This is a genomic window from Alteriqipengyuania lutimaris, from assembly GCF_003363135.1.
GTDB classification, from domain to species: domain Bacteria; phylum Pseudomonadota; class Alphaproteobacteria; order Sphingomonadales; family Sphingomonadaceae; genus Alteriqipengyuania; species Alteriqipengyuania lutimaris.
Map to the genome: position 1 here is coordinate 2045583 of NZ_QRBB01000001.1, position 13632 is coordinate 2059214.

Genomic DNA, 13632 nt, shown 5'->3' on the forward strand with positions numbered 1-13632 from the left:
CCCCTGGACCCCCGTCGAACCTGCGCTGTTTGCTGCGGTTCGAGGCTTCCCCGAATACAGGGAAGCCGGGTTCCGGCATGCTATGCCTTCACCCGTGGCGCCCCCTGAAAGGAGGCGCCACTTGCGTGACAGATTGACCGTATGCGCCATCACCGATCCTCCCCTTTGCGGGCAGGATCGCTGCTTGCGAGCGGAAGCTCACTCTGGCCACCCTCAGGGCGGTCAGGTTCGCTTGCCGACGGTCTATCGTCACGCAAGGAATTGTGAGCAGCAGACGCCTTGTCATCGGACGCTGTTGCCTCGGCTTTCCTGCCATCGGGCAGGGGCGGCTGGCTCCCTGACGGTTTGCCTGCCGGCCCTGCCTGTGGCCGATCCGATGCAACCTCGGGCGCGCGTGCCGGCGTCTGCGCTGCATCAGTTGCAGCCAGCGATTGAGCAGGGCGACCATCCTGCTCACTTGCGATGTCTGGCGATGGCTCAGGTGCCTTCGCTATGGCCGTCCTCGCTTTGGCTGCCTGCACCTGCTCTTGCATGATAGCCCCGCGTTCTTCGAGGCGCCCGGCCAGGCGCTCCTCGCGGGACTTGCCTTCAGCCAGTTCTCGCTCGAGGGTTTCGACCTTCTGCCGCACAGCGCGGAGTTCCTCTTCGGTCTCCACCCATGACGCGATCACTTCATCGGCTGCCGCTTGTTCCTTTGAGGCTCGCCGCTCGGCCGCCGCAATCCGGAGCAAGGCAGCACCGTTGACGTCATTGACTGCCATGCGCAGTGCGCGCTGGAAATGGCCCATAGCGTCGTCCGAGAAGGTCTCGAGGGCCTTACGGAAGCCAGTTTGCGCCTCCGGCGAAACATCGACTTCCGGTTGGTCGCGTTCTGCGACACGACACTCCGCCCATTCTCTTGCCACAGCATAGAAACGGCCATTTGGCTCGATCCCCAACGCTCTGGCTGCGGAATAGATCTTCATCTCCTCTGGGGGAAATCCTTTATCCTGGGCCAGTTGGTCGAGCCGTTTAAACAGTTCTGTTTTTGTGGCCCAATCTTCACTCTTCTTCATTGCACCGAACTCTCATCGAGCGCGGCATGTCATCCTGCGAGACCTGCGAGACCTGCGAGCCCTGCGATATCGCAGGTCTCGCACTTCGATTTCATGGGGATGGTCGATGTCGCGTATAATTGCAGAGGCGCGCCCGCGTAGAAGCGGTGGCGCCTATCGAATTGACGAGGCTCGGAAGGTTAGGGCGCAGCCCACACTTGTGCGGGGCGGCAGAGCATCCGGAATTGCCGGATAGCCGCAAGCGCCGCGGCAATCTGTGATCGCCGGTATGTTCGGCGGGTAAGCTCCAGGCTCGCGAATGCTGCCAGCATCGCCTTCAATTGCCCCGCATTGCGGGCCAGCATCGGATCGAGAGGAGGCAGGCCTTTGAGGGCCTGCAAGATAAGGGAAGTTGCGGCAAGAAGTTTGCCAATCGCTTCGATTGCAGAATCAGAGAGGTTCTTGCGCTCTCCATGATTCATTTCTTCGAGGCGATCCGCTTGATCCATTTCATTATTATAGCGAATTTTGAATTTTATGCCAAACAGGCATGGAATTGTTTTTCAAAATATACGCCCAAGAAATTCATGCGGGAAATTTTGTTGCCCTGCATGGCTGCATTGGAAGATGGTCAGCCAATGCGATCTGTTCGCGACCAACTTTGGCGCTCATATAGGGAGTTAGTTTCCAGATTGAATGTGAAAGGCGAGTGAGCCTTCCAGATGAAGGAAAAAGGGGCTCCAGCCGCAAGACGGCTGCCACACGAGCAAGAGTGAAATACAATGAATACTTACTACGATCAGGTAATGAGGATGACAGCCTATTCCTATGGCCTGTGCTGCGCGATGGTCGACGATAGCTTGAACAGCATCTCGCCCGCAGGCTTCAGGAACACGCTGGGGCTGACGGAGGCCGAGCTGCAGTCAGATTTGGTAGGTGCTGCGATGGAGGCCGGCTGCGATGTCGTTTTTGACAATTGGCAGTCTGGAGACGCGGATCAGCCGACCGAGATTGTGGTCGCCTTCCACAAGGATATCGGGGTCGAGCTCTTGCGCGCCTGCGTCCCGGTCGTGAGCGCAAACGGCAGTCGCCTAAAGCTATATGCCCCACGAACTCATGAGCTGGTGTTTGTTGGAGAAGGTGGCCTTATTCGGCGCCAGGCCGTGCCGTCAGGGTGGAAGTTGGGCCCTGCGGTTCGGCGTGGAGCGAAGCGGATGGCAGCGGCCACCATGGAAATGGTCACCTTGCTTTCTGGGGTTTTGGACATGCTTGAAGTTGACAACGACCTTTTGTCCGCAGGCGACGCTGAAGCTTTTCAGGTCGCCTGAACCCATCAATCCAAAATGACTCGCGAAAGGGTCGGCGCCGCGAGGCCGCTGGCCCTTTTGCGCATCTGGCCCTCGGAAAGGACCACATCATGCGTATTAACGAATCCATCACCAGCCATGCAGCTGCTTACGACAGTGACGGCAGGTTACTAGATTTCGTCACCTTCACTGCTACCCGCGAGGACGAGGAGACCATCGCTTTCGACCTTCGGCGGGGGCACGCCGCCAAATATTCGCACATGCATCCGATTCTGTTGCTGTTGGAGCAGGTCCCGGAGGGCGGGAATGTGCTTGCCCCTGTCGTGGAGCGGGCGGACCCGGTCGATCGCGGGGCAAGGGCGATGCAGTTCAGCGCAGACGATCTTGTTTCTTCGTTTCCCTTCCTAAACCTTGAACCCGGCCGGTTCGGCTCGCTGTTGATGCTAGGCTCGGCGGAACGCGCGATCGAGGATCGGGCCAAGGCCTTTGGCCTTGCCTACCACTGGCCGCGAGATGACGCAGAGGACGCCCTGCGAATTGCCGTCCTGCCAGACCGCGCGCAGGCTATTTGGCTGACTTGGGTCACCACCATGGTCGACGACGTCAGCGACCGGCACCTGCTCGTCGCAGCCTGGCGAGCTTGGTCCGCACTGGAGGCGGCCAGGATACCGTTCTGACCCGCCGTCACGTTTCCCACCACCATCACCAACACCTGCCAGGGCCGCCTTCGTGCGGCCCTTGGCGTTTCTGGAGCCATGAAATGAAATACATCGCCATCGACACCGAGAGCACCTTCGATCCCTACCTGAAGGAAGCCTACGAATGCATCGACCCGGATCAAAATAGAGCCCGCGAAGCCTGCCGCGTCATTACCGCAGCCAGCGCCTTCCAATTCGAGCTGGATGAACAGGGCAGGGTATCAACCGGCCCCGTAGCGAGCTGGACAGCATACGATCATAGCGAGGCGGAAATCCTGGGCCGCCTGTCGAACCACCTGATCAGCCAACCGGAGCATTCAGTCGTCACCTGGGGTGGTGCCAGCGCTGACCTTGTGCGGCTGACGCTCGCCTCAATGGCAAACGACCTGCCGCTGCCCGGGCAATTGCGGCGCGAGCCATCGGGCCACCGGTCACGTCAGCATATCGATGTGAGCGCGGCCATGACGGCGGGAACCGGGAAGTATCATCACCTGTCCGAAGTTCTTATCCGGCTAGGCCTCCCGGTGGGGTTGCTGCTGGATAAGGCTTGCCCGTTGCAGGCTCATACTTCGACCGAATGGGACCACCTGCGCCAGCACTGTGAGCTGGACAGTCTGTTCGCCAGCATCGCGTTTGTTGCATGGCGCAGGGTCGAAGGCGCGCCGGGACTGCGGATCCCTGAGGCCGTCTACGCGCTGATCGCTGGATACCTGCGCCAGCGTCCCGGCTGCATTGGGGAACCGATGCTCACGAGTGTATGCTCGGACATGGCGGAGAGGGTTGCTGCGCGAATGGCGCAATTGGTTCAGGGGGCGCACGCTTGAAAAAAGTACGGGCCTCGGCTTGCCCTAACCCACCATCACAGTAAGGCGGGCCTGAATAGCTTGGAGCCTACAGCATCCTTGGTTCGCGTCGATCAGCCGAGGTCCTTTAACAGGATCTCGGCTTGCGCCAGAACCGTTTGGACTGCCTCATCCGCGAGGTCTGGTGGGTAGCCGTATTTCTTCAGGATACGCTTCACCAATACCCGCATCCGAGCGCGCGCGCTCTCTCGCTGGTGCCAGTCGACGGTCACATTGCCGCGAAGCTTCTCCAGCAACTCGTGGGCAATCACGCGCAGCTTGTCGTTGCCCATAGCTTCAACTGCGCTCTCGTTGTCAGCAAGCGCCATGTAGAACGCGACCTCTTCGGGGCTGAGCCCCAACTCATCGCCACGTGTGCGAGCTGCCTTCATCTCCTTGGCAAGCTCAATCAACTCTTGGATCATTTCCGCCGCTGAGATGGCACCAGCATGGTAGCGGGCGACTGCCTCCTCCAGACGGTTGGAGAAGGCCTTGCTCTCGACCAGATTGGCTTTTGAACGGCTGGCGATTTCACCGTTTAGCAGCTTTTTCAGCGCTTCAAGAGCGAGATTCTTCTTCTCCAGCTTACCGACTTCCATGAGGAATTCGTCGGACAGGATGGAAATGTCTGGTGATTGCAGGCCAGCTGCCTGCAGGATGTCGATGATCTCGGATGATGCAACCGCTCGGTCCACGAGCTGTTGCACGGCAAATGCACGGTCCTTCTCACTGATCTTGCCGGTTGCGGTGGTCTTGGAGAGCGCCGCCCGGATAGCCTGAAAGAACCCTACTTCGTCCCGAATGGCACGGGCTTCGTCGCTCGCTGAAGCAAGAGCATAGGCCTTCGACAGTTCCAGAACCATATCGAGGAACCGGCGGTGAGCGCGCTTCTTCTCTTCGTCGGTCTTCTGCCGTGCTGCCAGCGATTCCTGCCACTTCAAGACCCAGTCAATGGCACCGCCAAGGCAGATCAGGCGTTCGCGCGGTTGCCCCGTTATGCCGGGACGGTAGTCGAAGCCGTGGAACAGGTCGCGGATGGCTTCATACCGTTCTACCATCGCGGCGACGGCGGCGGCCTCATCGATGCCGGTCTTGTCGCGGTCGGATTCGGTATATTGGCTGAGCGCGTTGCGCAGGTTCTGGGCGACGCCAATGTAGTCGACTACCAGCCCGCCAGGCTTGTCCTTGAATACCCGGTTCACGCGGGCAATGGCCTGCATCAGTCCGTGTCCGCGCATTGGCTTGTCGATATACATGGTGTTCATGCACGGGGCGTCAAACCCCGTAAGCCACATGTCGCAGACGATGACGAGGCGAAGCGGATCATCGGGTTTGCGGGCGCGCTTGGCGAGCTCATCGCGGCGCTTCTTCGATCCGATATGTGGCTGCCATTCGAGCGGATCCGATGCCGAGCCGGTCATCACGATCTTGATCCCGCCTTTGGCATCATCGGTAGAATGCCACTCGGGACGCAGGGCGATGATCCTGTCGTAAAGGGCAACGCATATTCGACGGCTCATGCAAACGGCCATAGCCTTGCCATTCATGGCTTCGCTGCGCGTCTCAAGGTGAGCGACCATGTCTTCCGCCACTTGCGCCAGCCGCTTATCGGAACCGACCAGCGCCTCGACCGCGGACCATTTGGCCTTCAGCTTTTCCGCTTCAGTCAGCGATTGATCTTCGATCAGCGCCTCGATCTCGCTGTCGATCAGCGGCTTTTCATCGTCGTTCAGCTCGATCCGGGCGAGGCGGCTTTCGTAGAAGATCGGCACCGTCGCGCCGTCTTCCACGGCGCGGCTGATATCATAGACGTCGATGTATTCGCCGAAGATCGCGGGCGTATTGATGTCGGCGGCTTCAATCGGCGTGCCGGTAAAGCCGATAAACGACGCGTTCGGCATGGCTTGCCGGATATAATGAGCATAGCCATAGCGCCTGAGGCCTGTTTCGCGGTTTAGTTTCGCCTCGAACCCATACTGGCTGCGGTGCGCTTCGTCGGCGATGATGATGATGTTGCGCCGATCGCTGAGCAACGGGAAACTTTCTTCACCCTTTTCCGGTGAGAACTTTTGAACAGTGGTGAAGACCACACCGCCAGCTGCCTTGTCCAACAGCCGCTTGAGATCTGCGCGGCTGTCAGCTTGAGCGGGTTTTTGCCGGATCAGATCCCGGCAAACGCCGAACGTGCTATATAGCTGATCGTCGAGGTCATTGCGGTCGGTCAGCACAACCAGCGTTGGATTTTCCAGCGCCTGCGATTTCACCGCCAGCCCCGCGAAGAACGCCATCAACAGGCTCTTGCCCGAACCCTGTGTGTGCCAGATCACACCAATCTTGCGATCGCCACCGGGCCGCGTTGCTTCAATTGCCTCTCGCACAGCCTTCTGCGCGCCATGGAACTGGTGGTAGCCGGCGATGATCTTGAACGGTCCATCGCCTTTGTCGCCGAACACGATAAAATCCCGGATCAAGGCGAGCAGGTTGGCAGGCTTGCAGACCCCTCGGAGCAGTGTTTCAAGCTCCGGCGTTCCCCGATGGGCGAAGTCCTCTCCGTCGACTGTGCGCCAAGGCATGAAGCGCTCGGCATTCGCGGTAATGGAGCCGACGCGCGCTTCCATCCCGTCCGATGTAACCAGCACTGCGTTTGTGCTGAACAGGCTCGGGATCTGTTGCAGATAGGTCTGCAACTGGTTGTAGGCGTCGGTGATCGTGGCGTTCTGTGCGGCGGCGTTCTTCAGCTCCAGCACAGCAAGCGGTAGACCGTTTACGAACAGGACGAGATCGGGGCGCCGGTTGGCGCGGTTCTGGACGACCACGAACTGGTTCACAGCCAGCCAGTCATTGGCGTCCGGCCGCAAGAAATCGATTAGCCACACCTTCGTTGTCGCGGTAGCTCCGCTTTCGGAGCGATACTCAACATCGATGCCGTCGGTCAGCAGGCGATGGATGCGTCGGTTCTCTTCGACCAGCGATGGCAACTCGCCGGTCAGAACGCGGCGCAGTGCTTCGGCCCGCGCAGGCTCCGGCGTATCAGGATTTATGCGCGCTATAGCCGCTTCCAGCCTGCCGGTGAGTATCACATCGCCGAAGGAGCGACGTTCCGGGGCGGAGCCATCAGGGGCAATTACTGAGCCGTGGCAATACGCCCAGCCCAATTCTTGCAGCGTTTCGACGGCCGCCTGTTCGACGATATCTTCGGTGATGCTCAAGGCTTGCCACCAGCAGCCGGCCTATTGGTAAGCCGCCATTTCGCCATGAAGAAGCCGATCATGCGGCGAGCGCAAATCTCCGCCATCTCCTTATCGACACTATTCGAGAGGAAGAAGCGCCGGAACTCGAGCTTAAGCCGTGAGCTTGCCGTCGGGCGCTCTGGCCAATCGATTTCTGCCTTCCGGCTATACAAAGCTTCGAGCTTGCCAGACCAGTTCGCCAGTAGATCATCCGGGTGCGTAGCTTGATCCGGTAGCAAGTCGCGCAGGATACGCACGATCTGCTCATCGACCGCTCCATCTTCGGCGGCGATGGCCGCCGGATCGAGTTTCTTGCGAGCCTCCGCCGCCTTTGCGGCCTCCGCCGCCTTTGCGGCCTTCGCCGCCTCAGCTGCGATTGCGGCCTCTGCCTCTTCCTTATCTTTCTGCTCTTCTCTGATCAGCCGGGTCAGCCAATCATTGCAGTATTGGGAAGCGCCGCCAGGATCGGGAAACAGGTTTCCAGGGTGAATGTTCATTTTGCGAAGTGTGTTCAGGCAATCCGTCCGGCCTTCATTCGGGATGTGGATCTTGCTGATGTAGCGGGCAACATCCTTTGGATTATCGGGGTCGATAACCTCATTGTCGATCAGTTCATTCAGAAGGGCGGAAACAAGGTTGTCCCTCCCGCTGGGCGTGATCGTAAACAGCCCCGCCTGACTGACTAGCCGCGCGTTATCGTGGTGCGTCGGCTGAAAGACAATTTTTGACAATTCCTCATCCGCGCGAAGCACGGTCGTGTTCAGGCAGAAGACCGCCCGTGATGGATTTTCCTTGCCCTTCTCATCAAGCTCGCCGAAGGCGAAGAACAAGGCGACGTAGGGCGATTTTGTCCAATCGAGCAGCGGAGTCATTAGGCCGTGGTGCTGGCCAAAGGCCCAAAGCTCCTCCACGTCCAGCTTGCTGCAATCTAGCCCGCGTCCTCGCATGGCGAGGCGGAACTGTTCAAGCAAATTTGCCTCATGTTGCTCGGGAACCGCTCCGCCATCGAACAAACGGCTGAGCGTGGACGACAGATGCCAGTCGTGGCCGCGATGTCCACGATAGACGAATTCATCCTTGGCCTTGTTATGATCGGGTGAGCGCATCGCGGTGATGAAGTCTTCCCAGCTCTCCACCCGGCAGGCAGGGACGAGGCCATCTATCTCCTCTTCGCCGAAGTCGTAGTTGGGGAACTTGGGAAGCGAGGTGAAATATGGGCCGGCCATCAGGTTGCTTCAGCGTTGGGCACGACGCGCACCGCGCCGGACATCAGCCGGGGCAGGAGGTAATCGCGGGTTTCGGCGAGGGTTTTTGTTTCGGAATTGCTGGCATCTTGTCTGGCACGCAGGGGATTAGCGATTGCCTCGAATGCATCCAGAAGCGGCGAACCGCCAAAGGCGAACTCCAGACGATAGGCGTTGCCACGGTTCAAACCCGGAACGGCTGCATCGGTATTCATGCCTTCTAGACCAAGTGTTTGGAGCAGGTGCCAAGCGAAGTTCAGCGGGACACCATCCCTTGGGATGACATAGAAAACAGTGTCGATTGCGAAGAAATCCCCCGCCTCCCAATAGAGGCTACCCACGGTCCCTTTGCGCCCAACAATGATGCCGGGACCATTGGCAAGAGGGGTGGAGTGCGTCCCAGAAATTCCGCCGGAACCATAGACGGGATACGGGCCATCTTTCCGCACCGTTTTGGGCAGGGATTTGCCATAAGCAAGTTCCATGATACTTTCGACGGTTCGGCGGGACCATCCCACTGGCAAGCCATCGGCGCCGAGCGCGTCGGGGAAGTGAGCTGCGAGTTCGGCGGCGCGGGCGGGGTCTGGGGTCAGGCCACCCATGATCGCCACCGGATCGGCCTCGCCAGCCGCCCTACGGCGCACGGGGCCGAAGTCGACAAACCAATCCCGAAAGACCGCCTGCGCCATGCCCTCCAGTGTCTTATTCATCCGCCGGTTAAGTTCGATCTTGTCGTCAAATGCCTCCATCGCCTCGGCAATGATCCGTTGTTCATCAAGCGCGAGGGTCGGAATTTCCAGCGAGCGAAGGCGATCCGTGTCGAGCACCCCGGTTCCGTGGCCGGCGGCACTAACCAATCCAAGCAACACCGGCTTGGCGGCGGAGAGTGCATAATACAGGAAGGTGGGGTCAATAGACGGCCCGGCGACAACAGCCTTGATGTCTTGATTGAACGAAATCGGCCGGGCACTACGCACCACACGAATTTCATTGTGCAGCGACATTCCCCGCACGGCTACGTATGAAGCGTTTTCGGGCGCGAGTTTTGTGCCTTTGCCAATAGCCGCCTTGGTGACGTGCGCTTCCGTGACACCCTCCCATTGGCTCATATCCTTTGGAGTCAGCCATGGAACGTCGCCGTTCCAGAAGGCGCTATTCGCCTTGCTGGGAGTGCCGCCGGAAAGCAGCTGCACGACATCGCCGAGTTTCTGCATACGTCGTCCGCTTTGGACATTAGACCAGTTCGCTTGCGGCGATGCGCCGTCCATATCTGGCTGGTTAGGCATCGGCCTGCACCATCGCCAACTTGTCACGGATTAGCGCTGTCAGCCGGTCACTCTCGTCGAACTGATTTTCAAGCGTCGCGGTCAAAGCCGAGATGCGTTCCGCGAACGGCACGCCGTCATCTTCAGCATCTTCCGCCCCGACATAGCGCCCCGGTGTGAGGACGTGGCCATGCTTGCGGACTTCCTCAAGTGTGGCTGATTTGCAGAAGCCGGGGATGTCATCATACTCGCTCAGCCCCGCATCAGTCTTTGTGCGCCAGCGGTGATAGGTGTCCGCAATCGTGGCGATGTCGCTTGTCGAAAACTCGCGGCGAGTGCGGTCCACCATGTGGCCAAGGTTGCGAGCATCGATGAACAGGATTTCGCCGCGCCGGTCACGGTGACCATTCGCGCTCTTGTCCCGCGCCAGAAACCACAGGCAGGCCGGAATCTGTGTGGAATAGAACAGCTGACCGGGCAGGGCGACCATGCAATCCACCACGTCGCCCTCGATCATAGCTTTGCGGATTTCGCCTTCGCCAGACTGCTGCGATGACATCGAGCCATTGGCCAGCACCACGCCTGCTGTTCCGCGCGGGGCAAGGTGATGGATGATGTGTTGGAGCCAAGCAAAGTTGGCGTTACCCGCAGGCGGCTGACCGAACTTCCAGCGCACATCACCTTCGAGCTGCGGCTGCCACCAATCCGAGATGTTGAATGGCGGGTTGGCCATGACGTAATCGAACTTGAGCGTGGGGAAGGCGTCGTTGATAAACGAGCCCTCCTTGTTCCATTGGATGTCCGCGTCGATGCCACGCACCGCAAGGTTCATCTTGCAAAGCTTCCACGTAGTGTGGTTGCGCTCCTGCCCGTAGATCGCGATGTCGCCGATCCGACCCTGATGATTGCCAACGAAGCGCTCCGATTGGACGAACATGCCGCCGGACCCACAGCAGGGGTCATAAACGCGACCGTTATGCGGCTCGAGCATTTCGACGATGGTTTGCACCACCGACCGGGGGGTGAAGAATTCCCCGCCTCGCCGCCCTTCAGCGCCGGCAAACTGGCTGATGAAATATTCGTAGGCGCGGCCCAGCAAGTCCCTCGACTGGCCGTCTGTGCTGTGCATGCCGACCGTTGAAAACAGGTCGATCAGCTCGCCCATCATCGTCTTGTCGAGTTGAGGCTTCCCGTATTCCTTGGGAAGAACCCCATCGAGTACAGGCGTGTTGGCCCGTTCGATCGCTTCCATGGCGTTGTCGATCAGGTTGCCGATGTCGCCCACGCGCTCGTTGCCCGTCGTAACATCGACGAACGGGATCTGCTGGAGCTTGGCGTTGGCCTGCAAGTTCGACCAACGAGCCTCCGGTGGCACCCAGAACACGTTCGAAGCGAGGTATTCCTCGGGGTCTTCCGCGTCGGCGTATTCTTCTTGCAGCAGATGCGCACGGTGCTGCTCAAAGGCGTCGGAGATATACTTGAGGAAGATCAGGCCGAGGGCAATGTGCTTGTATTCGGACGGCTCAAGGGTCCCGCGCAGTTTGTCCGCAGCCCTGAAGAGATCGGCCTCGAATCCGAGATCTCCGCCGCCATTTTTTTGTGATGCCATGGGTGGTTAATTCCTCCGCCTGCAGGGGTAGCGGAACCTGGGCGAAGGGGGCAACAGGCGAACGCGGGCATGAATTGAAGTTGGTGGCGGGGCTGCGGCTGAAGGTCGCAGACCCGTCACGAGGGCGATCACCTCATCGCCTCATTTACTTGGGCATACGCGGCTTACCCGTCCGCGACCGATGGTTGATCGGCAGCAGCTTGACCGGGTGCGGCTGAAGTTGGTCGGTGGCAACATCGGTCCACTTCTCCATGAAGTCGAGATATTCTGACAGAACCAGCTGCACTCCATGCGTATCGCTGCGCTTCGAGTAGTGGAGGGCATTCGTCCCGCTGCGAGCATGCCCCATTACGTCGGCGCGCATGAAATCCGGCACCTCGGCCTTGGCATAGAAACTGGATCCGAGCGCGCGGATCGAGTGCATGTCTGCCGACTTGCCGACCTTATTGGTAGGAATGTGCATATGCAGGCCGATCCACGCCACCATATGACGCCAGGCGATGTTTCGGAACTGGTGGCCGCCGATCCGAGCTTCGTTGAGGTAGAGCTCGGGGAACAACTCTCTGTGTCCTTCGGCCCGGATCGCCTTCACGTAATCGAGGAAGCCAAGCCGCAATAGCTCTGGGTGGAGCGGAATCAGTCGGCCGCGGTCTTCGTTTTTCTCGCCACCGTCGACATTATCCTCGGCGCGCACGTCATTGTCTTGGATGACGATGTTGGGGATGGCATCATCGAGATGAACCTCATCGGCCCGCAGGCCAGCAATCTCGTTTAGGGCGGCGTGCGTGTAGTATAGCAGGAGCGGCAGCCAGTAAGCGGCATCATGCCAGACATTGTTGCCCGCCGCACTGTCGAGCCGCCGCAACTGACCGCCACCGCCCGTCCAGATCGGAGCGGAAAACAAGCAGATCATGTGCTCCGGCATCCACGGCGGACGCGCGGTCTTCTTCGACACCTTCTTGTGCTTGCCCAGCTTCACCGCCGAGAAGTCCAGCGCCTTGGTATTGGGGATCTTCGGCGCCCATTCGTCTTCGGCCAACAGGTCGTAAGCGGTCGACATGTAGGAGAGATCGCGCTTCAGAGTGTTCATCGAACGGGCATTGCCGCTGGTGACGGTAAAGGTTTCGGCAACCTCCTCGAACGGGCGATCAAAATCCTTCGAAGGGCGGTAGGTGCGGGGCATATCCAGCAATGCGTTCTTGAACTTGGCAACATCTGTGTGGTCGTAGGCGCCGAGAGGCTTGTCGCCCGTCACCCATGCGAAGGTTTTGAGAACGCGCTCGTATTGGGCAAGACCCCGGTTCCAATGGCCGGTGCGACGCGCAAGCCGAATGATCTTGGGAATCACCTCGCTGAACCGCGTGGCATGGTAGGTCTTGAACACGCAATCTGGGTGGGAAGCTGCGCTGGTCTCGGCGGGCGCTGATACAGGCAAGGGCTGGGCAATCGTTTGTGGCGTTGCCGGCTGCGGCGGCGCAAAGGTCAGTGATGCCCCGTTCGCCCGGCGTTTCGCCAGCAGGGCTTCTTCCTGATCGAAGGCCGATTGCACATCCTCGTCGAGGAAGTGGGACGCCAGGCGGTGCGCTTCGGCCTTTGCTTGAAGATGGACATGTTTGAGACGGGCTACCACGGCGTCAGTCGGTTCAAGCCCCAGCCCTTCGGCCATGAGGGCCATGATTTCGTCGTCGATGGTATCCTTTCCGCAGTAGCGGTCGAGATCGCAGGCTACCCACTCGATATCCATTTCGTCATGGCCCGCAGCTGCCAGCGTTTGACGCTGGGCGTCGGTCAGCTCGTTGGTTGTGCCTGGCCGCTGGGCGATATCCAAAGCGCTCGCCATTGTGCGGAAATCCCGCACCTGGGCGGCGGGATTACGTGACGGGTCGTGCAGTTCCATGATAAGCTTAGACAGGCAATCGCGTAGCTCGGTTTCGAACAACGCCTTGATTGTGCCGCCATCGAGCGTCTGGTTCTGTTCGAAATAAGCGTTCACTGTCCGGCGCACCCTGTCAAATTGCGCGGCGAGAATCGCGGTCCGCTCGCGAGCTTCCTGCCCATCGCAGGTCGAAAGCGGCACGATTACATGTATATCCTTGCCATCGTGCAAACGCACACGGCGGCGGAAATAGTAGCGGCCTGAGCGGCGGGTGCTGAAGGGAATCTTGGGCATTGAAAGGCTCTTTCCGACTGGGTCGGTGAACCGGCATGTGTCACATCAAGTGGCACCCCGCTTCACCGGGTGGGTGAAAGCGGTTTTCTTTCAATGCGTTGCAGGAAAAATGGTCGGGGAGAGAGGATTCGAACCTCCGGCCCCTGCCTCCCGAAGACAGTGCTCTACCAGGCTGAGCTACTCCCCGACCGGATGCTTGCGGGGCGGACCCCGCGAGGCAGAGGCGGCCCTAT

General features: G+C 59.5%; 10 protein-coding genes and 1 tRNA gene. 3 read left to right on the plus strand and 8 right to left on the minus strand.

Going from position 1 to position 13632, the window contains the following annotated elements:
* Nucleotides 1-149 precede the first annotated feature (149 nt).
* Both DL238_RS09755 and DL238_RS09760 read right to left on the minus strand, forming a co-directional pair.
* A complete protein-coding gene (locus DL238_RS09755; protein ID WP_115492083.1) occupies nt 150-1055 on the minus strand; it encodes a hypothetical protein in 906 nt (301 codons plus the stop codon).
* A 179-nt stretch (nt 1056-1234) separates the two neighbouring features.
* Nucleotides 1235-1543: a hypothetical protein gene (locus DL238_RS09760; protein WP_115492084.1), complete on the minus strand. Its 309-nt coding sequence runs from the start codon at nt 1541-1543 to the stop codon at nt 1235-1237.
* A gap of 273 nt (nt 1544-1816) precedes the next feature.
* On the opposite strand from DL238_RS09760, the gene DL238_RS09765 reads away from it, so the two are divergent.
* From DL238_RS09765 to DL238_RS09775, 3 genes are all read left to right on the plus strand, one after another.
* Nucleotides 1817-2362: a hypothetical protein gene (locus DL238_RS09765; RefSeq protein WP_115492085.1), complete on the plus strand. Its 546-nt coding sequence runs from the start codon at nt 1817-1819 to the stop codon at nt 2360-2362.
* Nucleotides 2363-2451: 89 nt separating this feature from the next.
* Nucleotides 2452-3018: a hypothetical protein gene (locus DL238_RS09770; protein ID WP_115492086.1), complete on the plus strand. Its 567-nt coding sequence runs from the start codon at nt 2452-2454 to the stop codon at nt 3016-3018.
* A gap of 83 nt (nt 3019-3101) precedes the next feature.
* Nucleotides 3102-3863, plus strand: coding sequence for a hypothetical protein (locus DL238_RS09775; protein ID WP_115492087.1), 762 nt, complete (start codon nt 3102-3104; stop codon nt 3861-3863).
* 92 nt (nt 3864-3955) lie between these two features.
* On the opposite strand, the gene DL238_RS09780 is transcribed toward DL238_RS09775, so the two are convergent.
* The 6 genes from DL238_RS09780 to DL238_RS09805 all read right to left on the minus strand — a co-directional run bounded on the left by DL238_RS09780 (nt 3956) and on the right by DL238_RS09805 (nt 13586).
* A complete protein-coding gene (locus DL238_RS09780; RefSeq protein ID WP_115492088.1) occupies nt 3956-7090 on the minus strand; it encodes a type I restriction endonuclease subunit R in 3135 nt (1044 codons plus the stop codon).
* Nucleotides 7087-8337, minus strand: coding sequence for an FRG domain-containing protein (locus DL238_RS09785; RefSeq protein WP_115492089.1), 1251 nt, complete (start codon nt 8335-8337; stop codon nt 7087-7089). Before DL238_RS09785 ends, DL238_RS09780 begins: the two co-directional genes overlap by 4 nt.
* Nucleotides 8337-9569 (minus strand): restriction endonuclease subunit S, encoded by a 1233-nt coding sequence (locus DL238_RS09790; protein ID WP_181883886.1) that lies wholly within the window; start codon nt 9567-9569, stop codon nt 8337-8339. Before DL238_RS09790 ends, DL238_RS09785 begins: the two co-directional genes overlap by 1 nt.
* Nucleotides 9570-9633: 64 nt before the next feature.
* Entirely contained in the window at nt 9634-11229 is a 1596-nt protein-coding gene (locus DL238_RS09795) for a class I SAM-dependent DNA methyltransferase (protein ID WP_115492091.1), read from the minus strand.
* Nucleotides 11230-11374: 145 nt separating this feature from the next.
* Nucleotides 11375-13399 (minus strand): site-specific integrase, encoded by a 2025-nt coding sequence (locus tag DL238_RS09800; protein WP_115492092.1) that lies wholly within the window; start codon nt 13397-13399, stop codon nt 11375-11377.
* A gap of 110 nt (nt 13400-13509) precedes the next feature.
* A tRNA-Pro gene (locus DL238_RS09805) sits at nt 13510-13586 on the minus strand.
* Nucleotides 13587-13632: the final 46 nt, after the last annotated feature.